Consider the following 23877-nt stretch of genomic DNA (forward strand, 5'->3'; position numbering starts at 1 on the left):
GGTGGCTGAAATCGGGCTGGCTTCCTGCGGATCGAAGGAGAACTGGCGGAACCTCACCTGCTGTTCGTCGGACCGGGAAAACCACTAGGGTCTGTTTACATATGGAACGCGCATGCGTTGCCACGAGAACGGCCGCTCGCGAGGCGCGCGACGCCGCGAATACTGACGTATTCGCAAGGAGCGCAACGCGGCGAGCGGCCGTTCTCGTGGCAACCCCAAATTAAAAAATTCATGTCACGGGAATGCCCGAAATCGCCCGTATGGCGGCGTCGCTCGTCGCTTGTTTGGCACGGCCAAACGGCGCTCCTCACTTCTTGCCCTCCGAGCGATTTCGGGCATTCGCATGTGCGTTCCATATGTAAACAGACCCTAGGGCGTGCTTCGCGCGCGAGCCCGCCAGCAGGCGCTTGCGCGGCCGTCCCGCCTAATGCGCGCGCTCCGCCGCGGCCACCGGCGCGCTGCCCTCCAGCAGGTTGTGCAGTTGCAGCGCGAGCTCGACGGCGAAGCGCCGCTCGGGCGTCTCCACGTCGATGCCGAACAGGTCGGAGATGCGCGACAGCCGGTAGCGCAGTGTGGTCACGTGCAGGCCCATCGCATCGGCGCAGGCCTGGCTGCGGCAGCCGTGTCGGATGTAGACCGCCAGCGTGTCGAGATAGGAAGCGCGATGGCTGGCGTCGTATTCGACGATCGGACCGATGGTGCCGGTGATGAAAGCCCGCACGTCGGGCGAATCGGCCGCGCCCATCAGCATCGGCAAGGGCCCCAGGTCGGGCACGCTCAGCGCGCCGGTCTTGCCGAACGAGCGCGCCACGCGGATCATCCGCCAGCAGCGGTCCCATTCGTTGGCCAGCTCGGTCAGGCCCGCCACGCAGTCGCTGACCACGAGGGTCGGCTCGCCGCCGAACAGGGGGGTGAGCGCCCCGCACAGCTGGCGCGCGAAGGCATTGACGCTGGCCAGCGGCCGCTGGTCGTCCTCGGGCAACAGACAGACCAGGCCGCCGCCGACCGTCACCGGATGCGAGATGAGCTTGTGCTGCGCCGCGATCAGACCAACGGTGCGATGGCACTCGGCCGATCGGTCAAGCGCCGGACCTTCGCGGTGCGGATAGTCGACCACGAGCAGGCGCATCGGCGTGCCGAGCGCGATGCCGAGCCGGCGCGAGCGCTCGACGATGTCCTGCTCGTCGCGCCATCGCCGCTCGACGATCTCGAAGAACAGCTCGGTCAGGGTGCGCGTCTCGGCGCGAAAGCGGATCACGCTGCGCATCAGCTGCACGCTCATCGCGAACTTCGCGCTCTCGATCGCGAGCGCCTGCAGGTCACCCTCGGCGCGCTCACCGAAGCTCAGCAGCGCGCCCACCGTGTCGCCGTCCACCGCCAGCGGCTCGACGTCGGCGGTGAGCGGCACCCCGCCCGGCAGCACGAAGCCCACCCGCCGCGAGGCGTGGCGCGCAATCGCCTCGCGCACGGTCTCGCGCATCTGGCGGCCGGTTTCTCCGTCGAGCAGGGCGCGCCAGGCGGCGGCGTCGAGCCCTTCGACGGGCGGGCGCGAGGCCAGCAGTTCGCCACCATAGAAGTCGATCACCAGCACCGGCGAGTCGAGCAGGTCGGCCAGCATGCCGGTCAGCGTATCCATCGAGCCGCCCACCAGCACCTCCTGCAGCATCGCGCCCTGCACCGACAGCACGCGCCGCAACTGCTCGGCGGCGGCCTGCTGCGCGCGCTGGCGATGGGCGCGCTCGATCGCGATCGCGCCGAGGTGCACCAGCAACTCCATGAAGGCCAGGTGCTCAGGCGCCACGTCCACCACCTTGCGCGCCGACACCACCAGCACCATCGGCCGCCCCTCGGCATCGCAACTCGCCATCGGCAGCACCAGCACGGTGCGATAGCCGCGCTCGGGCGCCTCGCGCCGGTAGCCGAGGAATTCGGTGGTCTCCAGCGCGTCGCGGATATAGACCGGCTCGTTGCGCTGCAGCGCGACCAGTGCTGGGCTGGTGGCCAGCTCCCACCGGTCGGCCAGCGTCCGCTTGAGTAGGGTCGGGTCGCGCCGCGCGATCACCAGCGCGTAGCCGTGCGCGATATCCACGCTCATGATCGCGCCGAGATCCCAGGAGCCGTGATGGCAGGCCAGGTCGATCAGGCTGTGCAGCAGCGTGTCGACGTCGGCATCCGCATTGATTCGGCTGGCGACGTCGCGCAAGGACGACATGAGCGACAACGTATCCGGCATCGAGAGCCTCCTGTTGGGCGTAGCTGACTATACGACTTATCGCAGTGTCAAAAAAGTCGCGCTTCCCCCGGAACGGAGGAAGACGCTCGAATTGACGCTACTTAGCATGCCTCGCATCGATCACGTCATCCGATGGGAGTGCTGATGAATACCGATTTGCAAGTGCGCAAGATCTCGACCTTCGTCGAGGAACTGGTTGTCGAGGGCGGGCGCGCGGCGCCGCGCCCGATTACGACGGTGGTGGTGGCGGCGGTGCTGAGGAACCCCTGGGCCGGGCAGGGTTTCTGCGAGGACCTGCAACCGGAGATCCGGCGCCTCGCGCCACCGCTGGGCGCCGAGCTGACGCGGCGCCTGGTGGCGCTGATGCCGGCCGCGCGCGTGGAAGCCTACGGCAAGGCCGCCGTGGTGGGCGTAAACGGCGAGATCGAGCATGCCTCGGCGCTGATCCATACGCTGCGCTTCGGCAACCTGTTCCGCGAGGCGGTCGACGGCACCGCCTTCCTGAGCTTCACCAATACGCGGCTCGGGCCGGGCTCGATGGTCTCGCTGCCGATGATCCACAAGTCGGCCACGGGGCAGCGCTCACACTTCCTGACGGCGACATTTCAGATCGCCGACGCGCCGGGTCCCGACGAGGTGCTGGTGGCGATCGGCGCGGCCGACGGCGGCCGCGCCCATCCGCGCATTGGCGACCGCTTCATCGACATGGCCGAGATGGAGGCCCGCAAACCGGCCGAGGCACAGACCTAGGGCGACTGAGGCGCTGGCGCGCGTCTCCTCCATTTCGCAGTAAATCACGACGTGCCGCATGGCACGCCCGCTCCACCGTTTCCGCCGCCACGGCACCCGCCATGAACGACATCATCATGCTGGCCACCCGGCTGCCCGCCGGGCAGGAGGCCGAGTATCGCGCCGCGCTCGCCGCGGCGATGCCGGCCGAAACCATCGTGCCCCTGCGCGAGGCCGATGGCGACGCGCGCGCCGTCGCGAGGGTCGCGGTCGTGGCGCGTCCCGATCCCGCCGAACTCGCCGCCCTGCCCCGGCTCGCCTGGATCCAGAGTCTGTGGGCCGGCGTCGAGCAGTTGGTCGAGAGCCTGCCGGCTACCGCGCCGCCCGTGGTCCGGCTGGTGGACCCGGAAATGTCGCGCACCATGGCCGAGGCGGTGCTGGCCTGGACCTACTACCTGCAGCGCGAGATGCCCGCCTACCGCCTTCAGCAGCAGGCGCGCGAATGGCGGCAGCGGCCCTATCGCAAACCGCAGGACATACAGGTGGGTATCGTCGGCCTCGGCACGCTCGGGGCGGCCGCCGCCGCGCGCCTGCTCGAGGCGGGCTTCCGCGTCGCCGGCTGGAGCCGCTCGCCGAAGACCATGGCCAGCGTGGACACCCATCACGGCGCCGAGGGCCTGGCTCGCCTGCTCGGCGCGAGCGAGATCGTGGTTTGCCTGGTGCCGCTGACCGACGAGACACGCGGCTTGTTCGACCGGCACACGCTGTCGGCCATGCGGCCCGGCGCGGCGCTGATCAATTTCTCGCGCGGCCCGGTGGTGGTCACCCAGGACCTGCTGCAGGCCCTCGATGCCGGCCGGCTGTCACATGCGGTGCTCGACGTGTTCGAAGTCGAGCCGCTGCCCGAGGTTTCGCCGCTCTGGGCCCATCCAGCCGTGACGGTGCTGCCGCACATCTCGGCGCCGACCGACCTGCACACGGCGGCGGCCGTGGTCGCGGCCAATGTCGCCGCCTATCGCGCCAGCGGCCGCATCCCGGCCGGCGTCGATCTCTCGCGTGGTTACTGAACCGGCGCGAACCGTTTCGTTCCATCCGGCCCGAGCCGCGCCATCGGTCGTTCTCGTCCGCTGGCGTGTATCCGCACGCCGGCGCGGTGCCAGCAAGGTTTCGATTCATGCAACACGACCATGGGGAAATCATGAGCAAGGCAGCAGGCTTGAAAACACGCATTGCGGTTGCGGTGGCGACGGCGCTGACGATACTCGCCGGCAGCAGCACGGCGGCGCAGGCACAGAGCAGCGTCACGCTGTACGGAATCATCGATGAGGGGCTCAACTACACCAGCAACGCGAAGGGACACGGCACCTTCCAGATGAAGAGCGGCGACACCTTCGGCAGCCGCTGGGGCATCGCCGGCTCCGAGGACCTGGGCGGCGGCACGCGCGCGCTGTTCCGCCTCGAGAACGGCTTCGACGTGAACAGCGGCGCCTTCAGGCAGGGCGGCCGCGAGTTCGGCAGGCAGGCCTGGGTTGGCCTGCAGTCGGACCGGCTCGGCACGCTCTCGTTCGGCCGCCAGTACGACCCGACCATCGACCTCTGGAGCGGGCTGACCGGCGCGGGGGGCGTGAGCGGCGACGTCGCCTCGCATCCGTTCGACAACGACAACGCCGACTTCGATTTCCGCGTCAACAACTCGGTCAAGTACACCAGCCCGAACTTCAATGGCCTGAAGGCCGAGGCGATGTACGGCTTCAGCAACGACACCGGCTTCGCCAACAACCGGCTCTACAGCGCCGCGCTGCAATATAAGCTGGCGGGCCTGACCGCCGCGCTCGGCTACCTGAAGATCGACGCGGGCGGCTCGGCCAACGGCGCGGTGTCCACTGACGCGGTGTTCACCGGCTCGTCCGAGCAGAACATCGTGGCGGGGCTGTCCTACGCGTTCGCGGCCACCAAGCTGGGCCTGGCCTACTCGCACGTCGACGTCTACGACCCGACCGCCAACGCCTATATCGCCTCGACGGCCACCAGGCCGCCGGGCGGGCGCTGGCAGTCCTGGAAGTTCGACAACTTCGAGGTCAATGCGAAGTACGCCTTCACGCCGTCGCTCTGGCTGTTCGGCGCCTACACCTTCACCGAGGCGCGCCTGCACGCGAGCACCGGCGATTTCGAGCCGAAGTGGCACCAGCTCTCGCTGATGCTCGACTACGACCTCAGCAAGCGCACCTCGCTCTACATGCAGGCGGCCTACCAGCACGTGGTCAGCGCGCATACCGGCACGGCCTTCGATTTCGCCACCACACCCGCCTCGGCCGGCGCCTCGTCGGGCGAGAACCAGACCCTGGTGCGGCTCGGCATGATCCATCGCTTCTAGGCGAGCGCAGGTGGCTTTCCGCGGCCGGCTCGCTCGACTGGCCGGCCGCGCCCCGATCCCAGGCGGATCTCTTTTCGAGGTAGCAGATCGGGTAGCAGCGGTGCATTACTGCGCCGCTTTCTGGCGATGGTCCTACAGGTCGATCAGCAGCGGTGTCTTGGCTCTTGAGCAACAGGGAGTGAATTGGTCGTTCGCGGCGTGCTCTTCGTCAGTCATGTAGACGTCGCGATGATCTGGCACACCTTCCAGGACCTTCGTCATGCACGTTCCGCATACGCCCTGTTCGCATGACGTCTGAATATCAATACCGTGCGCAGCTAAGGCTTGTGCTGCGGTTTGGCTAGATCGAACCTCGACGATTTTCCCGCTTCGCGCAAGGCGCAGTTGAAATGGCAAATCACCCTCGCCGCTCGTCGGTGCATTTCCGAAATATTCGCGATGGACGTTTTCGGAACCCCAACCGGCTGACGTCGCTTCCTTGATGACCGCATCGATGAATCCACCGGGGCCACACACATAGAGATGCACATCACGATCCGGCGAACGCAAAACTTCTGAGAATTTCACCCTCTCTCGGCTCGGCGCCGTGTCGTAATAGAGGCGAGCATGCGGGGCGAAGTCGTCGTGCGCAACCCGTTCGCGGAAAGCGGCGCGCTCGTGATCGCGCACGCAATAGTGAAGGTCGAAGTCCTGTCTTTCCTCACGGAGGTGTTCAGCCATCGCGAGGATAGGCGTAATTCCGATGCCTCCGGCAATCAGGACAGAACGACGCGCCCCGGCGGTCAGCGGAAAGTGATTTTTTGGCTCGCTGATTTCAATTAGCTGCCCCTCAGCGAGGTTGTGCATCGCTCGCGAGCCGCCTCGTGAGTTCGGCTCAAGAAGAACTCCGATCTGATAATGCGAACGGTCGCTTGGCGCGTTGCACAACGAATACTGCCGGACCAAGTCGTTACCGAGAAAAACATCGATATGAGCGCCCGCCGAGAAGAGAGGGAGTTGCTCGCCGCCGGGAGCTACCAACTTGAAGGCGGCAATTCCGTTAGCCACCAGCTTCTTCGATTTGACAAGTACTTTCATTTTGAGTCCATGAAGCATCTGGTGAGAGCGTCAAGCGTTCAAAAGGGAACGGTTCCTTTACTTATTGAATCGTTGTTCAGATTTCGAGACGATGGTTTGCATGGTGGCTTCCTCGTCGGCCAGAAGCTTGTCAAGGATGCGTCGCGCACGGACGGCTGCTGCATCGCCGGCGAGCAAGACTGGTTTTAGAGACCAGAAATCCGCCTCTCCAATCATGTGTTGCTGTGCTTCGAGCATCGGGAGGTCCTCATTCTGGAAAGGATGGACGAGCCCCGAGACAAAGTCCTCTGCACGTTGCATCCCGTCGTCACCCATGGAGAGCGGATTGGACACGGCAAACCAGTAATGCGTCGTCGATGCCGTCTCAGGAGAGAAGATGTGGGCGATCTTGTTGGAGACACCTTCGGAACGAGGCTTGCCTGTCGCGACTGAGCCGGCGTCAAGGAGCATGTGCGCTGGTGCGTCCCACCGAACGTCAATCCATCGGTCGACCGGTGTGCCAACGGGAATTCGGCGTTGGCGATAGAGGAATTCGGGCATGATGTCCCCGACCGTTTGTCGCATCGAATAAACCGTGTTGCCCTCCTGAACGACGCTCGTGATTGCGTCCGCAACCGATGAACTACCCAGCGTTCCCGGATGTAGATACTGAATGTGACTCAAATCCAAAATGTTGTCCGTCTCGAGAACGTAGTTCGCTTTTACGTGAAGGTACCGCTTGGCGACATGGCTGAGCTGGGGATCGAGGCACGAGAAGTCCGGTATCTTGGATGAGTCTGCTATCGATGCTTCGCCCATCCAGATCCAGATAAGAGAGTATTTTTCAACGACCGGATACGTTTTTAGCTGAGCCGCCTTCGGGACAACGCCCCCACCGTGGGGGTTCCGCGTGCACTGGCCACTGCCATCAAATTCGAGGCCGTGGTATGGGCATTGAACACCGTTCGGAAGTTTCTTTCCGAGGTGTAGTGGCGCGAAGCGATGGGGACAACGGTTCGAGACGGCCTGTACTTCGCCTCGATCATTTCGGAAAAGAAGTACAGACTCGTTCAGCAATGTGCGTTGGAAAAGCTCGTCGGCCTTGACTTCGCTATCCCACGCGGCCACATACCACGCGTTTCTCAAAAATGGGCGCTTCATGTTCTGTCCAGGTCGCATTTAATACAAGTACTACGAAAGAAAAAGCTTCGGAATTCCCTATTGGTGCAATCCGGTAGCCAGCATTTCGGAGATCGCTGTTCGCGTGGTGTCCGAATACAGCGTTCTGTTCTGATACAGCGCTCGTTGCGACACTTTTCCGGGCGCATGGGGCCCTCTTAGGTTCGTCGACTCGAGGCTACGTTTACGCCAAGGTTAGGAGAGACGGTCGATCTAGGGAAATGGTATTTTTCGTGGAAATCAATCGACGCGGTCGATTGATGCTGCATTGTTCGACTTCCCGGTGACCTCACATACGGCACTGTCGCTAGCCTGCTCGGGGAACTCGAGAGCCCATCGGCGGCTCCAGCGCCTGAAGGCACGAACGGCCGACTCCGGTTCGCCTTTGCATTGGTTTCAGGCGCGTGCCCTCAATGAGTTTGGCCCGGATGCATCGCCTTGGCGTTGCGGAGCCGTCGCGCCCAGGACGCTGGGGCTGATGTCTTGATCGATTGGTTGAGAAACAGGCCGAGGAGATTTGAGGGCAAAGCCGTCGTGCATGGCGGTGCAGCACGCGCAGGTCGGACGACTGCTCGCGCCACTGTCTGAACGGTGGCAGCGTGCCGGCGAATGCGTGACGCGTATGCTCGACGGATCGCAAAGCTCGGCCCCACGGGCACCGCTAGCGCACGAGTTTGAGCTGGAAGCGAGGCGCTCATCGGCCCGCGCAGCGCCAAATCCTGATGGTGTGAGGCTCGTGGGAACCAGCTGCGCAGGAACAACTCCGCTAAAGCCGCTGTTCCGACTGATGGGCGCACTGTCGTTTCAGTATGTCGGCGAAGGCCTTCGAGGTCGCGCTCTGTGGTCCATCTTGTTTTTGCAGGAGCACGGGCGTGCGAATGGGCTTGGGGTCGACGATTCGGACAACGGCAAAATCGCTTACGGCCTTGGACAGAAACTCGGAGCCAATAGTGGGAATGCGAAGTGAGCGGGACAGTTCGAACATTGGCACGATGGAGTTGATTTCCGCGACGGGCGTAGGTTGAGCATGCACGGCACGAAAGCACGCATTCAGAATGTGCCGTGCCCCCACTTCAGCAGACGGAAGAATGAGCGGCTGACGATGGAGCTCGACCATGCGGATACGTCGTCGCTTTGCGAGAGGATGATTCAACGGAGCAAAGATGACGAGTTCCTCGTTGAAGAGCGGTTCGAACCAAAGTCCACCCGTGTCGGATGGTGTATAGCAGATGCCGACGTCTAGCTGGCCGTTTCGCACGCGTTCTTCGATCGACTTGCCTGGCAACTCGGCGATTGTCACGTGAACGGTCGGGTTTTGCGTGAGGAATTCCGAAACGCAGCCGGGCAACAAGCGAACGTTGAAGGTTGAAGTCGTCCCGATACGCAATTCGCCTGAAAGCTCGGAGATGCAATTTCTTAGTGAGACGATGCCGCTGTCAAGTTCGCCCAAGGTGCGAGCAACAGTTCCCAGAAATTGCTTACCGTCCCGATTGAGCGTGACGCGCTTGCCAACCCGGTCGAACAATTCGACTTTGAGTTCATCTTCGAGCTGCTTAATGGTGTGAGACAGGGTGGATTGACTGACATGTAACTGCTTCGCCGCTTGCGTGAAGTTAGCGCACTCAGCCAGTACGTTGAAGGAGCGCAGGTGTCGCAATTCCATGGTTATCCTTGGGGAAGCTTGCGTCGATCTATCGTGGCGAACGTGGTACACCCGCGGTCCGCTGTCAGCGCCGCGCGGGCGTGGCGTCGTAGCCGGCCGCATTGCGTGCCGGGAATCGTCCATAAGATCAGGGCCTTACGGTCGGGCCCGAAGTCTATGACGCGAATTGACAAATTTAATCCGGACGTATGCGAATTGACGACATTATTTTGGCGGGACCGTCAATAAAGTCGTCAACTTGCGGGCCGCAAGCCTTGATCTACGACGATTCTGGAGTGAGAGATTTATTTTGGTCTACGGCGGCTGGCACGACGGCCGGACTCGGCGTGCGCTACAGGCGCCGATCGACGTCCATCCGGTGATATGCAGAATGCGGATCACGTCCAGAGTATCGGCCGATTGCCGAGAGAACACCACCGGCGACCAGGTGACGCGTCTGGCTGGCGCCTCCACGAGTCGGTCGCCAAACCACTCGCGGCGCGCCGGCCGCTCACGCTGCAGGGCTATTGTCCGGCGATTCGGGATCCGGTAAGAACGTCACCTGGCTGAGCGGCACGACGAAATTCGGCAACCAGTCGGTTTCGATCATGTCGTGGCGCCCAGTCGGCCCCGCGCGCGGCAAGGCTCGTCGGCGTGACTGTGATCGCGTCGTAGATCAGCCCCGACGCATCCGCCGACGTGAAGGTCGCGCGCCCCCCCGGCGCGCATTTCAGCGCCTCGCCCGCAGGCCGGCGCCGTCGAGGTGCTACGCTGCGCGAGCCAGAGCAACGATGCCGGCGTTGTGTCCCATATGAACCCGTGCGTTCACACGCATTTGCTCGACGTGGCGGAACAGATTCTCGGCAGAGGGTTGTACATGCATGCAAGTGAAATCGACGCGCTTGCGCGCGCGGTGCAACGTGCCCCGAAACACCCCGCCGATATGCGCTTACGGGGCCTCGGTTGTCGACGAACCGGAGGCAGGCGTCGACCGGCCGGTTTTTGCCCGAACCGAGTCACACGATCTGACGCCGTCCGGCGCCGGCAATGGCGCCGGCAATGGCGCCGTCATCGCCGTGATGGAACAACGACTGGTGTTCGAAACGCTCCGTTGTCTCGAGCCCCGCATGCCGGAGATTCTCTGGCTCGGCCTGCGCCAGCATCAGCGGCGATGGCGGGTTCTGGTGTTTGAAGTCAAACGAAACGAACGGAATAAACGCATCGGCCGCTCCGTTTACTAACGTCCCAATCGTGTTCGGAGCCCAGTCATGAAACAGGTCCATACAACGCTCGGCGCTGCGATGATCGCATTCGTGCTGACCAGCGTCGTCGCATGCGGCAATTCATCCCACGTCAGTCAGTACAAGGTCGATGTACTGGTTTCCGACGGTGCCCTGCCCGCTGCTCACGTGGATACAAACCTGAAGAATCCGTGGGGCATTGCATTCAATCCCAGGGGTTTTGTGTGGGTCGCGGATAACGGGACGCAGCACGCAACGCTCTATGACGGCAATGGCGTACCGCAATCGCTCGTCGTGACGATCCCCGCCGGCTCGCAAGGCGACGCCTCCCCCACGGGCATCGTATTCAATGGCACGTCGGACTTCGTGGTGAGCCAGGGCACAAAATCGGGGCCGGCATCCTTCATTTTCGTCGGCGAGGGCGGAACGATCACCGCCTGGTCGCCAGCCGTCAATCCGACCTCGGCCGTCACCGTGTTCGACAGCGGCGGCAGCGCCGTCTACAAAGGGCTCGCCATGGCCAGCAACAACGGCGCGAATTTCCTGTACGCAACGGACTTCCACAACAACAGGATCGATGTTTTCGACAGGACCTTCACAAAGGTGACGACGACCGGTGCATTTCAAGATCCCGCTTTGCCGGCCGGGTTTGCGCCGTTTGGAATTCAGGCGATCAACTCGAAACTTTACGTTGCTTATGCAAAGCAGGATGCGGCAGCACACGACGACGTCGCTGGTGCAGGATTGGGTTTGATCGACGTGTTCAGCCCATCGGGACAATTCATTCAACGCTTCGCCTCCGGCGAACCGTTGAATGCGCCGTGGGGCATGGCGCCTGCACCCGCGAATTTCGGCCGCTTCAGCAACACCGTTCTGATCGGCAACTTCGGTGACGGCATGATCCACGCGTTCGATGCGACGTCAGGCATGCTGCGCGGGACCCTGCAGCAACCCGACGGCAAGGCGATCGTCGAGCCGGGGCTGTGGGGCATCGCATTCGGCAACGGCCTCAACAATCAACCTGTCAATACGCTGTTTTTTGCTGCCGGCCCCAATGACGAAGCCGACGGTGTCTATGGCCGCATCGACGTCGGCCCGTGAGCGTTCTCGCCGGGATTGCTTGCGGCAATCGCTCGACGCCGGATAGGCGCGTTGTTTCGATGCAAAGGAGGCCCCATGGACGCCGCCCACAGAATCGCCGTCGTCGCCAGTGTGACTGCCCTCGGCATGACATCGCATCCCGGCTGGGCGGAGCAAACCGTCAACGCGACGTTGCGTTCGAATTCGATCCAGCTCGACACACACAACATGAAAGCGGGTCGCGTCACGTTCGATGTCAAAAATGCCGTCGACAACAACATGGAGCACGAACTCGTCTTGCTCAGGACCAATCTCTCGGATGATGCACTTCCTGTCCGCAGAGGGCAGGTGCTGGAGCACAGGTTGAGAAAGATCGGCGAAGTCGAAGACATCGCCCCGGGAACGAGCAAGCGCGCGTCATTCAAGCTCACGCCCGGCCACTACGTGCTGATCTGCAACAAGCCGGGACATTATGTTGCGGGCATGCACACGGCGCTTGTCGTGACGCCGTAAGTCACTGCAGCGGCCCCGAAAGACAGCCCGGAAGCGCCGCCGTGCGATCGGAACAGGAGACTTCGCCGCGCGGCGCGGCCAGGCATGTGCGCCGCTGACCTCGGCTCCTGTTCAGTTCGTCCGTCGCGCAGCGCCGCTCGGCGTCACGCCGACGGATGCCCTTGTGCTGCTGCCCCCACCCCTTTTCAACGTGTCGTTTGAGCCGCCGGTCTATTGGCACGCTCGGCCGCGGTACTCATCGCTTCCTTCGCGCCCATACCGGAACTTCTCAAGGAGTCGTAGATGGAATTGAGCAGCACCGGCGAAGCTTGATACGCTGGCTTTTCCAGCATTCCCAAAGAGCGCAACTTGAGTTCGTCGGCCTGCGGCCGCGTCGCTTTTCTCCTATCCGGTCCCGACGGATAATGAACGCCTGCATGCGTTGCCGTCGCCGTCGGGCTGCCCGCGCCACGCCGGCAAGCGACGCAGTATCGACGCAAGGAGGCTTCCGCATGACGCATCCATTCAAACTGGGCGACCACGTCCGCTGGAATTCCGAAGCCGGTTACGTGACGGGCACGATCATTGCGATCCACACGCAGGATTTCGACTACAAAGGGCATCGCCATCGCGCGTCGCCCGACGATCCGCAATACGAGATCAAGAGCGACCGAACCGACCACATCGCCGCGCATCGCGGCCGCGTGCTCGAACGCATAGCAGGCAAGGACGACGCATGACGCTCCCGTTCTACACGATCGGCCATTCGAACCGCACGCTCGACGAGTTCGTCGAGATGCTCGACGCGGTCGATATCGCGCTGCTTGCCGATATCCGCAAGATGACGCGCTCGCGCACGAATCCGCAGTTCAACGAAGCGACGCTGCCCGACGCGCTGGCCGCCGTCGATATCGCGTACGAGCACATCGCGGAGCTCGGCGGCCTGCGTGGCAAGTCGCGCGACGTGCCCGACGAGGTCAACGACTTCTGGACCAATCGCAGTTTCCATCGCTACGCCGACTACGCGCTGTCGCCCGAGTTTCGAGCCGGCCTCGACCGGCTGATCGAACAAGGGCACCGGCAACGCTGCGCGATCATGTGTTCGGAAGCCGTGTGGTGGCGGTGTCACCGGCGCATCGTGTCCGACTATCTGATCGCGCGCGGCGAAACGGTGCTGCACATCATGGGCCGCAATCGCGTCGAGCCCGCGCGTCTCACGGCCGGCGCGGTGATCCGGGACGACGGCACGATCGTCTATCCGGACGTCGACAGCGATGCGGCTGACGACGGCACCGCCGGGGAACCGAACGAGTAACGCGGCGCGAGTCGTGCTCGTGCGCATGGCCGCGATGGCCTGACGCGCGGCACAACGGCAACGCTTCCCATCGGCCGGCCGCCCCCCTGCGCACCCGCCACACCGCGCGCTCGCCACGGTTTGCGCCGCCGCGATCCTGCATTACCATCGGGCGATCATCGCGCGCGCCTGCTTCCGGACCGCGCACCCCGCCACCTCCGCGCTCCATCACCGATGCTCGCTCTCATCATCATCGCCGGCCTGTGGGCCGGCCTGCAGAATGCCCTCGCGGGCGGCGGCTCGTTCGTCACGCTGCCCGCGCTGATCCTATCGGGCATGTCGCCGCTCGCGGCGAACATCACGTCGACGGTCGCGCTGTTCCCCGGTCAGGTCACGACGGGCTGGGCGAGCCGAAACATGGTGCGCGGCGCGGGCAAGCTGCCGTTTCGCGCGCTGTTCGCGATCAGCGTGGTCGGCGGTGCACTCGGCGGGCTGCTGCTCCTGAAAACTCCGTCATCGATCTTCTCGCACCTCGTGCCGTGGCTCGTGCTGTTCGCGACGGTCGTGTTCGCGTGGGGCAGCTTCTTCCGCAAGCCGGGCGTGGACACGCAGCATCTCGGCCCCGTCACGGCCGCGATCGCGCAGTTCCTGATCGCGATCTACGGCGGCTACTTCGGCGGCGGCATCGGCTTCCTGATGATGGCCGCACTGACGATGGCCGGCCTGTCGCCGCGTCACGCGATGTCGACCAAGAACGCGCTCGCGGGCGTGATGAACGCGTCGGCGGTCGTGCTGTTCCTGACGTCACCGCACCTGCACTGGCAGGCGGCGATCGCGCTCGGCGGCGGCGCGATCGTCGGCGGCCTGCTCGGCGCGTGGGCGCTGCACCGCGTGAACGAGCGCGTGCTGCGGATTGCGATCGTGTGCATCGGCATCGCGCTGACCATCGGGCTGTTCGTCAAGCCGATCTGACGCACGCTCGGGCGGGCATCCGTACGTTGAGGGAAGGCGGGTAGCGGGTAATGCGCGCGCCGCGATGTCGCAGGCGCCCAGGGCGGCTCATGCGCCCCGCTCGTCAATCGTTGCAGGCGGCCACGTTCAACCGAACGGCCGCACGCCGATCAGCGGCCCGTGCAGGAGCAGCGCGAACACGGCCCATACGACGAGCCCGGCCGCAATCGTCACGCCATCGCCCGACAGCCTGCCGGCCGGATAGCGGACGCCGTCGCGGCGGTCGCGCGCGCGCCACACGACGAAATCGACCAGCGACCACACGAAAAATGCGCCGAACAGCACGACCGCATGCAGCGTGCCGTTCGCGAGCAGGTGCGCGACCGCCCACACCATCACGCCGGCCACCATCGGATGGCCGACGAGCGTCTTGATGCGGTTGCGCGGCACGTAGGCCGCCGCGATCAGCACGAATGCGATCGCGGTCAGCATGCCGGTGAGGTGGCGCACGCCGACGGGTGACACCCACAGCAGCGTCCCGTTCTGGCGGGCGATCCCGTAACCCCAGACGATCAGCACGAAGCCGACGATCGACGCGATCGCATAGGGGCCCTTCCAACGTTTCTCGCCGATCCGCTCGATGGTGACGGAGCGCCAGCCATCCGCGACGATCCGGATCGAATGCACACCGAGGAAGATCGCTAAACCGAGAATCAGGACGAGCATCGGCTATCTCCGTCTGGAACGATGAGTGGGGAACATTCGCGCGGCTTTCGATGCGCCGTTCGCGAGGCCGGCGGCGACACCGGCTCGGGTTGCGCCGGGCACGGACGCAACCGCGCCGATCATAAACGCCGGGGCCGCCGTTGTGAAGTCGGCGAACCATGCGGTCCGTCAAGCCCGGCGCTTGCGGGCACCCGCCGTGGCTCGAAAGAAAGGACAAAGAAGGAAAAAGCGCCGTCTTACGGCCGACGCTGCGTGCGCTTGCGCGCCGCCTCCGGCTTCGGCTTTGCCTCCGATTTCGGCGCCGGTTTCGCTTTCGGCCGTGCGTTGCGCTTCTGCGCCCCCGCCAGCAGCGCCGCGCGATATGCGCCGCGACACCAGTCGAACAGCGCGCCCGCGTCCTCGAGCACGTCGGCCGGCGTTTCGTAATAGCCTTCGAGCGCGACGGTGCGCGTGGGCCGCTCGTACGAGAACGGCCCCATCCCCGCCGCGACGAACGCAGGACGGTTCACGTCGTCGACGCGCAGGAACAGCGACCCGCGCGACATGAAGCCGAACATCACGCCGTCGAGCCGCATCGCCGCGCCGCTGAAGAACCGCACGACCTCTACCTTGCCGAGCGGCGCGAGCTGGTAGGCGATCTCCTCGCCGTGCGCCTTCTCCGCCTGCCAGCTCATGCGGCCTCCGTGCAGCGCTGCGTCCACCCGTCGAGTTCGGCATCGTCGAAGCCGACGGCCGCCGCGCTCTCGCGGATCTGCCGCCACGTCGCACGATCGACCGGAATGCCGTCCGCGCCGCGCGCCGCGCGGCTCGCCTCCTCCGGCTCGCCGGGCATCCGCACCGGCGCATCGCCCGCCTGCGGCGACGCCTTCGCCCACGCGACGAACGCATCGGCTTCACGCTCCGCGTCGGCCGCATCGAACGCGTTCGGATCGATCAACACCGACAGCATCCCGTTGACGATCGCGCTCGTCTTCTGCAGCGTGTCGCCGTAGGTCGTATGCCCGCCGACCAGCGCGCCGCCGAAGATCTCGCACATCGCGGCCAGCGCATAGCCCTTGTGCAGCCCGAACGGCAGCAACGCGCCGAACGGCTGCTCGTGCATCACGGCCGGATCGTCGGTCGGCTGGCCGCGATGATCGATCAGCGACCCGGCCGGCACGCGCTTGCCCTGGTTGTACGCCACCCGCGTCTTGCCGTACGCGATCGCGCTCGTCGCGAAATCGAGCAGCAGCGGCGGCCGGCCCGCGCGCGGATACGCGGCGCAGAACGGATTCGTGCCGAAGCGCGGATCGGTGCCGTTGAGCGGCGCGACGAGCAGGTCGCCCGGCACGTTGACGAAATGGAACGACACGAGGCCCGAGCGCGCGCACTGCTCGGCCCAGTGCCCGATGCGGCCGAGGTGATGGACGTCGCGCAGCCCGATCGCGCAGATGCCCATGCGCCGGGCCCGCTCGATCCCTTCGACCATCGCCTCGAACGCGATCACCTGGCCGAAGCCGCGCCCGCCGTCGATCGTCAGCACCGCGCCGCCGTCGCGGACGATCGACGCGTGCCCGTTGAGTTGCAGCTGCCCTTCCCGCCACGATGCGACGTAGTTCGGGATCATCCCGACCCCGTGCGAATCGTGCCCGGCCAGATTCGCGCCGACCAGGTGATCGGCGACGAGCCGCGCCTCGCGCTCGCTGCTGCCGGCCCGCTCCCACAGTGCCGCGACGAATGCGTGCAGCGGTTCGGCGCGCATGCGCAGCGGGTCGGTAGCGGGTGTCGGCAGCGCGGTCATCGGCAAGGCTCCGTCAGGTCAGGCGGGATCCGGTCGGGTCGGGTCGAATGGGGACAGGCAGCGCGAACGCTCAGCGCGCGGTCGCGATCACGTCCGCGACCGCCGCGGTCAGCTTCTTCGCGTACGGCACGTGCAGGAATTCGTTCGGCCCGTGCGCGTTCGACTTCGGGCCGAGCACGCCGCACACCATGAACTGCGCGGACGGGAACCCTTCCTGCAGCACGTTCATCAGCGGGATCGTGCCGCCGAGGCCCATGTACGCGCAGTCCGCGCCGAAGTGGCGGCGCGACGCGGCGTCGAGCGACGACGCGAGCCACGGTGCGAGATCCGGCGCGCTCCAGCCGGTCGCGGCGCCCGCGTCGGGCTTGAACGTGACCTTCGCGTTGTACGGCGGATCGAGTTCGAGCAGTTCCTTCAGCTGCTGCACGGCCTGCGCGGCGTCGACGAGCGGCGGCAGGCGCAGCGACAGCTTGAACGCGGTGCGCGGACGCAGCACGTTGCCCGCGTCGGAAAGCGCCGGCAGCCCGGCCGCGCCAGTCACCGACAGCGACGGACGCCACGTCGAATTCAGCAGCGCCTCGCGCGGATCGGTCGTGGTCGGCAGCACCGGTTTGCCGTCCATCCCGCACGCCCACGGCAGCCCCTTCCACACGGTGTCGCCGAGAATCGCGGCGGCCGCGTCGGCTTCGCGCACGCGGCTGTCGGGAATCTCGCAATGGAACACGCCCGGCAGCAGGTTGCCGTTCTTCGCATCTTCGAGGCGCTCGAACAGCTGACGCATCACGCGGAAGCTCGACGGCGCGATGCCGCCGAAGACGCCCGAGTGAACGCCTTCCTCGAGCACCTCGACCTGCAGGTCGCCGGACACCAGCCCGCGCAGCGACGTCGTGAGCCACATCTGGTCGTAGTTGCCGGCGCCCGAATCCAGGCACACGACGAGCGACACCTGGCCGAGCCGGTCGCGCAGCGCGTCGACGTACGGCAGCAGGTCGTAGCTGCCCGACTCCTCGCAGGTTTCGATCAGGCCGACGCAGCGCGGCCGTTCGACGCCCTGCTCGTCAAGCGCGCCGAGCGCCGCGAGGCTCGCGTAGATCGCGTAGCCGTCGTCCGCGCCGCCGCGGCCGTACAGCTTGCCGTTCTCGAACTTCGGCGTCCACGGGCCGAGGTCCGCGCGCCAGCCGTCGAATTCGGGCTGCTTGTCGAGGTGGCCGTACAGCAGGATCGTGTCGGTGCTGCCCGCGCGCGTCGCGGGGGTTTCGAAGAAGATCACCGGCGTGCGGCCGGGCAGGCGCACGATCTCGAGCTTCAGGCCTTTCACCGGCTGGCGTTCGGCCCACTGCGCGGCATCGGTGACGACGCGTTCGAGATACCCGCGCTGCGCCCAGTCGGGGTCGAATGCGGGGCTCTTCGCGGGGATCGCGATGTAGTCGGTCAGTGCGTGGAGGATTTCATCGTTCCACTTGCGCTCGACGAAGGTAACGAGCTTGTCATGGTCGAGGACGGGGGTAGTGTCGACGGAGGTCATGATGGGTGCCTGGATCGGGCTGATGAAAAAACGGATGATACGCCGATGGGCCTTCGGCCGGGGCGTTTCGGCGGCGCTTTCCGCCGCCGGCTTCGGGCTCGCCTTCGGCCCCCTTCCGGCATCCGTTTCCGCGTCCGTTTCCGCGCCCGTTCAGTCGCCCGGCGGGAACGTGTCGCGCAGCCCCGCCGCGCACGCCAGCGCGTCGGCCCACAGGCGTCGCGTCAGCACCCCGGCGTCCTCTTCGCGCGCGAGCGCCGCGGCCTCGCCCGACCACAGCAGCGAGAAATCGTCGCGGCCCTGCCGTTCGAATGCGCCGCGCAGCGGATCGACCGCGGCCGTCGCGAGCGGGAACGCGGGCGCGAGCGCGCTCATCGGCCCCTGCTCGCGCATGAAGCGCGTCAGCAGGCCGCGCGCCGGCCGACCCGTGTACAGGTTGGTCATGCGGGTGCCGTCGTCGCGCGCCGCCCGCACCGCCGCGCGGTGCTGCGCGGAGCGGCCGGCCTGCGGCGTGAGCAGGTAGCCGGTGCCGATCTGCACCGCACGGGCGCCGAGCGCGAAAGCGGCCGCGATGCCGCGGCCGTCGGCGATCGCGCCCGCCGCGATCACGGGCGCGCGCACCGCGTCGACGATCTGCGGCAACAGCGCGAACAGCCCCGGCTGCGCGTGAATGTCGTCGGTCAGGAACATCCCGCGATGGCCGCCGGCCTCCGCGCCCTGCGCGACGATCGCATCGACGTCGCGCGCATCGAGCCAGCGCGCCTCCTCGACGGTCGTCGCGGACGACACGATCCGCGCGCCGGTACGACGCACGCGCGCCAGCAACGCATCGTCCGGCAATCCGAAATGAAAGCTCACGACGGCCGGCCGCATCTCCTCGACCACCGCGCACATCGCGTCGTCGAACGGTGCGCGGCCGGCGCCGCCCTTCACGCCGACCGGATCGAGCCCGGCTTCCGCGTAGTAGCCGGCCAGTGCCGCGCGCCAGCGCGCGTCGACCTCGGCGTCCGGCGCGGGCGGCGTATGGCAGAAGAAGTTCACGTTGAACGGGGCCTGCGTGCGTGCGCGGATCGCCGCGATCTCGTCCCGCAGTTGCTGCGGGCCGAGCGCCGCGCATGCGAGCGAGCCGAGCCCGCCCGCTTCGCAGACTGCGATTGCAAGCGCGCTCAGCGAACCGACCATCGGGGCCTGAATCAGCGGCAAACGGGAAGGCAGCATCGGCATCATCCTTCGAAAGGAAAAATCGTCATGCGCACCGGCGGCGCGCTTGCATGGCTCATATATTCAACGCACCAGATAATAGCCGACAAAATCGCGCCCGAAAGATCGAACATTTACGTCGAGAAATGTTCAATCCAAATCGGCAAAAAAACCGGATTGCCCATCGCTGCCGACCCGCCCGAACTCAGCTTTCCCCGCCCACTACCGCCGAATCCTGCGAAATCTGCCGTATCGCGCCCCGCCCCGGGCCCCAACGCCACCCAACGTATTTCAATGACATCGATCAACATTTAACTCATTAAATGTCAGCGTTTACCATTAAAAAATCGACTAGCGATATACCATGACGTCGTTTAATAAAACGGCGATCCATTCCGGAATCGTCGACCGGCGCCGGGCCGCGCCACCTCAACAGCATCACGTCCATTCAAGGAGCCCCGCATGTCCGATGCCAGCTCGTCCTCCTCCCGCTCCGCCGCCACACCGGCCGCGATTTCCGCGCCGAAAATCGGCGTCGTCCCCGCCACGCTGATGGTCGCGGGCAACATGATGGGCTCCGGCGTCTTCATGCTGCCCGCGAACCTCGCCGCCACCGGCGGCATCGCGATCTTCGGCTGGCTGATCACCGTGGTCGGCGCCGTGTCGCTCGCGCTGGTGTTCGCGAAGCTCGCGGCGATCGACCCGGCCGCCGGCGGCCCGTATGCGTATGCACGCAAATCGTTCGGCCCGTACATCGGCTACCAGACCAACCTCATCTACTGGCTCGCGAACGTGCTCGGCAACGTCGGCCTCGCGGTCGCCGGCCTCGGTTATCTGACGCACTTCTTCCCCGTGCTGCGCGACCCGCTCGTGTTTGCGCTCGCGCAGATCTTCGTGATCTGGCTGTTCACCTACGCGAACATCCTCGGGCCGAACATCGTCGGCCGCGTGCAGTCGGTCACGACGATCTTCGCGCTCGTGCCGATCCTCGGGATGGCCGTGTTCGGCTGGTTCTGGTTCAGCAAGGACGTGTATTTCGCCGGCTGGAACGTGTCGGGCGCGAGCAGCTTCAGCGCGATCGGCGCGACGCTGAACTTCACGCTGTGGGCATTCATCGGCGTCGAAAGCGCGTCGGTGTCGGCCGGCGTCGTCGAGAACCCGTCGCGCAATGTGCCGATCGCCACCGTCGGCGGCGTCGTGCTCGCGGCCGTGTGCTACGTGCTCAGCTCGACCGTGATCATGGGGATGATCCCGAACAAGGCGCTGCTCGCGTCGAGCGCGCCGTTCGCGGATGCCGCGCGACTCGCGCTCGGCGACACCGCCGCGAACGCGGTCGCGATCTGCGCGGCGCTCGGCTGCCTCGGCTCGCTCGCGGGCTGGACACTGCTGGTCGGTCAGACCGCGAAGGCCGCGGCCGACGACGGCCTGTTCGCCGGCGTGTTCGCGCGCGTCAACTCGAAGAACGTGCCGTCGGCCGGCCTCGCGATCGTTGCGGCGATCATGTCCGTGCAGGTGCTCGCGACGATGTCGCCGAGCGCGAGCGAGCAGTTCGGCAAGATCGCGTCGATCGCCGTGATCATGACGCTGTTGCCGTACATCTACTCGTGCATCGCGATCAAGGTGCTCGGCTACGGCAAGATGCCGTCGCACCAGTTCACCTTCTACACGATCGTCGGCCTGATCGGCGCGGTCTACGCGCTGTGGGCAATGGTCGGCTCCGACGGCCAGCAGACGCGCTGGTCGCTGATCTTCGTGATCGCGACGATCGTCTTCTACGAGCTGTCGATCAACCGCCAGCGCGAAATCGAGGAAACCCATGTCCATCCGGGCGGCCGTTCGCCGCGCTGGGTGCGCTACCTCGCGCTCGGCGTGACCATCGTCGCACTCGTCGCCACCTTCTGGATTTCGGTGGGCCGACACGAGGCCGACATTCTTCACGCCCGCTCGCCGGCCGCGGGTGTCCAGGCAACCCAGCAAACGGGGGAATAACCATGACCGCTACCTTGACCCAACCGGCGTTTCGCCGCCTCGGCATGAAGGCGCTGCTCGTGCAGCACGACATCGACGAACGCACGGCCACCGGCCGCGCAGCCACCGCCCTCGCCGAAGAATTGCGCGCCCGGCTCGTCGACGTCGTGATCGCGACGTCCGCCGAAGACGCGCGCGCGGTGGTCGACGCCGATCCCGCGATCCAGTGCCTGCTGCTCAACTGGGAGCTCGGCAACGATCCCGAGCATGCGCCCGCGCGGGCCGTGCTCGACGCGATGCGCGCACGCAATGCGACGGTGCCGGTGTTCCTGCTCGCGAGCCGCGCGAGCGCGGCCGCGATTCCCGTCGACGCGATGCGCAAGGCCGACGACTTCATCTGGATGCTGGAGGACACCACCGCGTTCATCGGCGGGCGGATCGTCGCCGCGATCGAACGCTATCGCGAGACCGTGCTGCCGCCGATGTTCCGCGCACTCGCGCAGTTCTCGCGCGTGTACGAATACTCGTGGCACACGCCGGGCCACACAGGCGGCACCGCATTCCTGAAATCGCCGGTCGGCCGCGCGTACTTCGAATTCTTCGGCGAAGCGCTGTTCCGCTCGGACCTGTCGATCTCGGTCGGCGAACTCGGCTCGCTGCTCGACCACTCGGGCCCCATCGGCGAAAGCGAACGCTACGCCGCGCGCGTGTTCGGCGCGCACCGCACGTATCACGTGACGAACGGCTCGTCGATGTCGAACCGCGTGATCCTGATGGGGAGCGTCACGCGCAATCAGGTCGCGCTGTGCGACCGCAACTGCCACAAGTCGGCCGAGCATGCGATGACGATGTCCGGCGCGATTCCGACCTACCTGATCCCGTCGCGCAACCATTACGGGATCATCGGGCCGATCATGCCGGAACGGCTCACGGCCGCCGCCGTGCGGCTCGCGGTCGACGCGAATCCGCTCGTGCGCGGCCGCGACGGCATCGATCCGACGCCCGTGCATGCGCTGATCACGAACTCGACCTACGACGGCCTCTGCTACAACGTCACGCGCGTCGAGGAACTGCTCGGCCAGAGCGTCGACCGGCTGCATTTCGACGAAGCCTGGTACGGCTATGCGCGCTTCAACCCGATCTACCGCGACCGTCACGCGATGCACGGCGATCCGTCGCAGCACGACGCGAGCAAGCCGACCGTGTTCGCGACGCAATCGACGCACAAGCTGCTCGCCGCGCTGTCGCAGGCATCGTTCATCCATGTCCGCAACGGCCGCAACCCGATCGAGCATGCACGCTTCAACGAGGCGTACATGATGCACGCGTCGACGTCGCCGAACTACGCGATCATCGCGTCGAACGACGTGAGTGCCGCGATGATGGACGGCCCCGGCGGCGAGGCGCTGACGACCGACGCGATCCGCGAGGCCGTGTCGTTTCGCCGGATGCTCGCGCGACTGCACGCGGAATGCGAGGAGAACGACGACTGGTTCTTCAACGGCTGGCAGCCGGACACCGTGGTCGACCGCAAGACGGGCCGCCGCGTGCGCTTCCATGAAGCGGACGAAACGCTGCTCGCCACCGATCCGTCGTGCTGGGTGCTGCATCCGGGCGACACGTGGCACGGCTTCGGCGAGATCGAGGACGACTACTGCATGCTCGACCCGATCAAGGTATCGATCGTCACGCCGGGCGTCGCGCCGCACGGCGGCCTGATGCCGGTCGGCATTCCGGCATCGGTCGTCACCGCGTATCTGGACCGGCACGGGATCGTCGTCGAGAAGACGACCGACTTCACGATCCTGTTCCTATTCTCGCTCGGCGTGACGAAGGGCAAGTGGGGCACGCTCGTCAACACGCTGCTCGACTTCAAGCGCGACTACGACGCGAACGCGCCGCTCGAACAGGCGCTGCCGGACCTCGTGGCGCGTTATCCGGACCGCTACGGCAAGCTCGGCCTGCGCGAGCTGTGCGACCTGATGTTCAGCGCAATGAGCGACCTGAAGACGACCGAGATGATGTCGCGCGGCTTCTCGACGCTGCCGCAGCCCGACTTCAGCCCGGCCGAGGCGTTCGAGCATCTCGTGCACAACGACATCGAGATGCTGGAGCTGTCGGAGATGGCGGGCCGCACCGTCGCGACGGGCGTCGTGCCCTATCCGCCCGGCATTCCGCTGCTGATGCCCGGCGAGAACGCGGGGCCGGCCGACGGGCCGCTGCTCGGCTACCTGAAGGCGCTCGAGCAATTCGACCTGCGCTTCCCCGGCTTCACGCACGATACGCACGGCGTCGAAGTCGAGGACGGCGTGTACCGGATCGCCTGCATCCGGCAAGTCGATCGCAAGACCAACACGCGCTGAGGAGCGTGTGCGTCGCGACGCCGCGCCGGCAACCCGCGGCCGGCATC

The 23877-nt window shown here is 65.7% G+C and carries 20 protein-coding genes and 1 pseudogene; 10 read left to right on the forward strand and 11 right to left on the reverse strand.

The window, feature by feature from the left end; genetic code table 11:
* Positions 1-424: 424 nt before the first annotated feature.
* Positions 425-2233, reverse strand: coding sequence for a helix-turn-helix domain-containing protein (locus BAMB_RS21655; RefSeq protein WP_011659310.1), 1809 nt, complete (start codon positions 2231-2233; stop codon positions 425-427).
* A gap of 144 nt (positions 2234-2377) precedes the next feature.
* On the opposite strand from BAMB_RS21655, the gene BAMB_RS21660 reads away from it, so the two are divergent.
* The 3 genes from BAMB_RS21660 (at position 2378) to BAMB_RS21670 (ending at position 5336) form a co-directional block, all read left to right on the forward strand.
* Positions 2378-2983, forward strand: a complete 606-nt coding sequence (locus BAMB_RS21660) for an amino acid synthesis family protein (RefSeq protein WP_011659311.1) — start codon at positions 2378-2380, stop codon at positions 2981-2983.
* A gap of 101 nt (positions 2984-3084) precedes the next feature.
* Positions 3085-4029 carry a 2-hydroxyacid dehydrogenase gene (locus BAMB_RS21665; protein WP_011659312.1) on the forward strand — a complete coding sequence of 315 codons (945 nt, stop codon included), beginning with the start codon at positions 3085-3087 and terminating at the stop codon, positions 4027-4029.
* Between the two features lie 131 nt (positions 4030-4160).
* Positions 4161-5336 carry a porin gene (locus BAMB_RS21670; RefSeq protein ID WP_011659313.1) on the forward strand — a complete coding sequence of 392 codons (1176 nt, stop codon included), beginning with the start codon at positions 4161-4163 and terminating at the stop codon, positions 5334-5336.
* Between the two features lie 132 nt (positions 5337-5468).
* Here the strand turns inward: BAMB_RS21670 and BAMB_RS21675 are convergent, their stop codons facing one another.
* The 5 genes and pseudogenes from BAMB_RS21675 to BAMB_RS21690 form a co-directional block, all read right to left on the reverse strand.
* Positions 5469-6413 carry a PDR/VanB family oxidoreductase gene (locus BAMB_RS21675; RefSeq protein ID WP_041491680.1) on the reverse strand — a complete coding sequence of 315 codons (945 nt, stop codon included), beginning with the start codon at positions 6411-6413 and terminating at the stop codon, positions 5469-5471.
* A gap of 57 nt (positions 6414-6470) precedes the next feature.
* Positions 6471-7553 (reverse strand): aromatic ring-hydroxylating oxygenase subunit alpha, encoded by a 1083-nt coding sequence (locus tag BAMB_RS21680; protein WP_127456188.1) that lies wholly within the window; start codon positions 7551-7553, stop codon positions 6471-6473.
* Between the two features lie 784 nt (positions 7554-8337).
* Entirely contained in the window at positions 8338-9234 is an 897-nt protein-coding gene (locus BAMB_RS21685; protein ID WP_011659316.1) for a LysR substrate-binding domain-containing protein, read from the reverse strand.
* A 596-nt stretch (positions 9235-9830) separates the two neighbouring features.
* Positions 9831-9959: pseudogene (locus tag BAMB_RS35040) on the reverse strand (ABC transporter substrate-binding protein); the annotation flags it as partial.
* A 270-nt stretch (positions 9960-10229) separates the two neighbouring features.
* Positions 10230-10496, reverse strand: a complete 267-nt coding sequence (locus tag BAMB_RS21690; RefSeq protein WP_041491507.1) for a hypothetical protein — start codon at positions 10494-10496, stop codon at positions 10230-10232.
* Here BAMB_RS21690 and BAMB_RS21695 point away from each other — a divergent pair.
* The 5 genes from BAMB_RS21695 (at position 10482) to BAMB_RS21715 (ending at position 14292) form a co-directional block, all read left to right on the forward strand.
* Positions 10482-11555 carry a TIGR03118 family protein gene (locus tag BAMB_RS21695; RefSeq protein WP_011659319.1) on the forward strand — a complete coding sequence of 358 codons (1074 nt, stop codon included), beginning with the start codon at positions 10482-10484 and terminating at the stop codon, positions 11553-11555. The two genes, BAMB_RS21690 and BAMB_RS21695, sit on opposite strands and share 15 nt — an antisense overlap.
* 75 nt (positions 11556-11630) lie before the next feature.
* Entirely contained in the window at positions 11631-12047 is a 417-nt protein-coding gene (locus BAMB_RS21700) for a plastocyanin/azurin family copper-binding protein (RefSeq protein WP_011659320.1), read from the forward strand.
* 491 nt (positions 12048-12538) lie between these two features.
* Entirely contained in the window at positions 12539-12766 is a 228-nt protein-coding gene (locus BAMB_RS21705; RefSeq protein WP_011659321.1) for a hypervirulence associated TUDOR domain-containing protein, read from the forward strand.
* Positions 12763-13341, forward strand: coding sequence for a DUF488 domain-containing protein (locus BAMB_RS21710; protein ID WP_011659322.1), 579 nt, complete (start codon positions 12763-12765; stop codon positions 13339-13341). Before BAMB_RS21705 ends, BAMB_RS21710 begins: the two co-directional genes overlap by 4 nt.
* Before the next feature lie 213 nt (positions 13342-13554).
* Positions 13555-14292, forward strand: coding sequence for a sulfite exporter TauE/SafE family protein (locus BAMB_RS21715; protein WP_011659323.1), 738 nt, complete (start codon positions 13555-13557; stop codon positions 14290-14292).
* Between the two features lie 126 nt (positions 14293-14418).
* Here BAMB_RS21715 and BAMB_RS21720 read toward each other — a convergent pair whose 3' ends face one another.
* From BAMB_RS21720 to BAMB_RS21740, 5 genes are all read right to left on the reverse strand, one after another.
* A complete protein-coding gene (locus BAMB_RS21720) occupies positions 14419-14997 on the reverse strand; it encodes an NnrU family protein (RefSeq protein WP_011659324.1) in 579 nt (192 codons plus the stop codon).
* Between the two features lie 236 nt (positions 14998-15233).
* Positions 15234-15671, reverse strand: a complete 438-nt coding sequence (locus tag BAMB_RS21725) for a TfoX/Sxy family protein (RefSeq protein ID WP_011659325.1) — start codon at positions 15669-15671, stop codon at positions 15234-15236.
* A complete protein-coding gene (locus BAMB_RS21730; protein WP_011659326.1) occupies positions 15668-16777 on the reverse strand; it encodes a malate/lactate/ureidoglycolate dehydrogenase in 1110 nt (369 codons plus the stop codon). The genes BAMB_RS21725 and BAMB_RS21730 overlap by 4 nt, the downstream gene beginning before the upstream one ends.
* Before the next feature lie 70 nt (positions 16778-16847).
* A complete protein-coding gene (locus BAMB_RS21735) occupies positions 16848-18302 on the reverse strand; it encodes a M20 family metallopeptidase (RefSeq protein WP_011659327.1) in 1455 nt (484 codons plus the stop codon).
* Between the two features lie 150 nt (positions 18303-18452).
* Positions 18453-19523: an NAD(P)H-dependent flavin oxidoreductase gene (locus tag BAMB_RS21740; RefSeq protein WP_041491681.1), complete on the reverse strand. Its 1071-nt coding sequence runs from the start codon at positions 19521-19523 to the stop codon at positions 18453-18455.
* Positions 19524-19961: 438 nt separating this feature from the next.
* On the opposite strand from BAMB_RS21740, the gene adiC reads away from it, so the two are divergent.
* Together adiC and BAMB_RS21750 are read left to right on the forward strand one after the other, a co-directional pair.
* Complete coding sequence (adiC, locus tag BAMB_RS21745) at positions 19962-21488, forward strand: arginine/agmatine antiporter (RefSeq protein WP_011659329.1); 1527 nt, start codon at positions 19962-19964, stop codon at positions 21486-21488.
* 2 nt (positions 21489-21490) lie between these two features.
* On the forward strand, positions 21491-23830 hold the full coding sequence (locus BAMB_RS21750; protein ID WP_011659330.1) for an Orn/Lys/Arg family decarboxylase: 2340 nt from the start codon (positions 21491-21493) through the stop codon (positions 23828-23830).
* Positions 23831-23877: the final 47 nt, after the last annotated feature.

Source organism: Burkholderia ambifaria AMMD, from assembly GCF_000203915.1.
In the GTDB taxonomy this organism is placed as follows: Bacteria; Pseudomonadota; Gammaproteobacteria; order Burkholderiales; family Burkholderiaceae; genus Burkholderia; species Burkholderia ambifaria.

What these genes read in the sequence shown, in the direction of transcription:
- BAMB_RS21655 (WP_011659310.1), bottom strand. Translation starts at nt 2,233, where the DNA reads ATGCCGGATACGTTGTCGCTCATGTCGTCCTTGCGCGACGTCGCCAGC.
- BAMB_RS21660 (WP_011659311.1), top strand. Translation starts at nt 2,378, where the DNA reads ATGAATACCGATTTGCAAGTGCGCAAGATCTCGACCTTCGTCGAGGAA.
- BAMB_RS21665 (WP_011659312.1), top strand. Translation starts at nt 3,085, where the DNA reads ATGAACGACATCATCATGCTGGCCACCCGGCTGCCCGCCGGGCAGGAG.
- BAMB_RS21670 (WP_011659313.1), top strand. Translation starts at nt 4,161, where the DNA reads ATGAGCAAGGCAGCAGGCTTGAAAACACGCATTGCGGTTGCGGTGGCG.
- BAMB_RS21675 (WP_041491680.1), bottom strand. Translation starts at nt 6,413, where the DNA reads ATGAAAGTACTTGTCAAATCGAAGAAGCTGGTGGCTAACGGAATTGCC.
- BAMB_RS21680 (WP_127456188.1), bottom strand. Translation starts at nt 7,553, where the DNA reads ATGAAGCGCCCATTTTTGAGAAACGCGTGGTATGTGGCCGCGTGGGAT.
- BAMB_RS21685 (WP_011659316.1), bottom strand. Translation starts at nt 9,234, where the DNA reads ATGGAATTGCGACACCTGCGCTCCTTCAACGTACTGGCTGAGTGCGCT.
- BAMB_RS21695 (WP_011659319.1), top strand. Translation starts at nt 10,482, where the DNA reads ATGAAACAGGTCCATACAACGCTCGGCGCTGCGATGATCGCATTCGTG.
- BAMB_RS21690 (WP_041491507.1), bottom strand. Translation starts at nt 10,496, where the DNA reads ATGGACCTGTTTCATGACTGGGCTCCGAACACGATTGGGACGTTAGTA.
- BAMB_RS21700 (WP_011659320.1), top strand. Translation starts at nt 11,631, where the DNA reads ATGGACGCCGCCCACAGAATCGCCGTCGTCGCCAGTGTGACTGCCCTC.
- BAMB_RS21705 (WP_011659321.1), top strand. Translation starts at nt 12,539, where the DNA reads ATGACGCATCCATTCAAACTGGGCGACCACGTCCGCTGGAATTCCGAA.
- BAMB_RS21710 (WP_011659322.1), top strand. Translation starts at nt 12,763, where the DNA reads ATGACGCTCCCGTTCTACACGATCGGCCATTCGAACCGCACGCTCGAC.
- BAMB_RS21715 (WP_011659323.1), top strand. Translation starts at nt 13,555, where the DNA reads ATGCTCGCTCTCATCATCATCGCCGGCCTGTGGGCCGGCCTGCAGAAT.
- BAMB_RS21720 (WP_011659324.1), bottom strand. Translation starts at nt 14,997, where the DNA reads ATGCTCGTCCTGATTCTCGGTTTAGCGATCTTCCTCGGTGTGCATTCG.
- BAMB_RS21725 (WP_011659325.1), bottom strand. Translation starts at nt 15,671, where the DNA reads ATGAGCTGGCAGGCGGAGAAGGCGCACGGCGAGGAGATCGCCTACCAG.
- BAMB_RS21730 (WP_011659326.1), bottom strand. Translation starts at nt 16,777, where the DNA reads ATGACCGCGCTGCCGACACCCGCTACCGACCCGCTGCGCATGCGCGCC.
- BAMB_RS21735 (WP_011659327.1), bottom strand. Translation starts at nt 18,302, where the DNA reads ATGACCTCCGTCGACACTACCCCCGTCCTCGACCATGACAAGCTCGTT.
- BAMB_RS21740 (WP_041491681.1), bottom strand. Translation starts at nt 19,523, where the DNA reads ATGCCGATGCTGCCTTCCCGTTTGCCGCTGATTCAGGCCCCGATGGTC.
- adiC (WP_011659329.1), top strand. Translation starts at nt 19,962, where the DNA reads ATGTCCGATGCCAGCTCGTCCTCCTCCCGCTCCGCCGCCACACCGGCC.
- BAMB_RS21750 (WP_011659330.1), top strand. Translation starts at nt 21,491, where the DNA reads ATGACCGCTACCTTGACCCAACCGGCGTTTCGCCGCCTCGGCATGAAG.